The 379-nt window shown below is 46.2% G+C and carries 2 protein-coding genes; both read left to right on the forward strand.

Features of this window, described 5'->3' with window-relative positions; all coding sequences use genetic code 11:
• On the forward strand, positions 1-224 hold a 224-nt coding region (locus tag MTCD1_RS18630), incomplete at its 5' end, for a tyrosine-type recombinase/integrase (protein ID WP_159459922.1).
• A partial coding sequence (locus MTCD1_RS22740; RefSeq protein ID WP_200818638.1) for a transposase zinc-binding domain-containing protein occupies positions 217-379 on the forward strand: 163 nt, incomplete at its 3' end. The genes MTCD1_RS18630 and MTCD1_RS22740, both read left to right, overlap by 8 nt.

The raw sequence follows: 379 nt of genomic DNA on the forward strand, positions 1-379 counted from the left end.
CTAAAAATGTTCACGTTCATACCCTGCGACATTCGATTGCTACTCACATGCTTGAGCGTGGCGCGAGTTTGCGCTCAATTCAAGTATTCTTAGGTCATGCTTGTCCCAAAACAACCGCACTTTATACCCGTATGACTGAGGAGGTCGCTCACAATAGTCAATTGCTGCTGAATGATATTGTCGACTCGCTTGATATTCACTGGCAGGAGCACACTCATGATTGAACTTGCCACTATTGCCAAAGGCTATCAAGACCAATTGGTGTCTCAGTATGGTCACACAATGCAAGCAGTGCATCATCGTGCGCTCAGGCAAATAATTTCCTGCCATACACCACAAGCAGGAGCCATGTTATATCATTGTGACAATTGCGGGGCGA

Origin of the sequence: Colwellia marinimaniae, assembly GCF_002207865.1 — a bacterium.
Classification (GTDB): Bacteria; Pseudomonadota; Gammaproteobacteria; order Enterobacterales; family Alteromonadaceae; genus Colwellia; species Colwellia marinimaniae.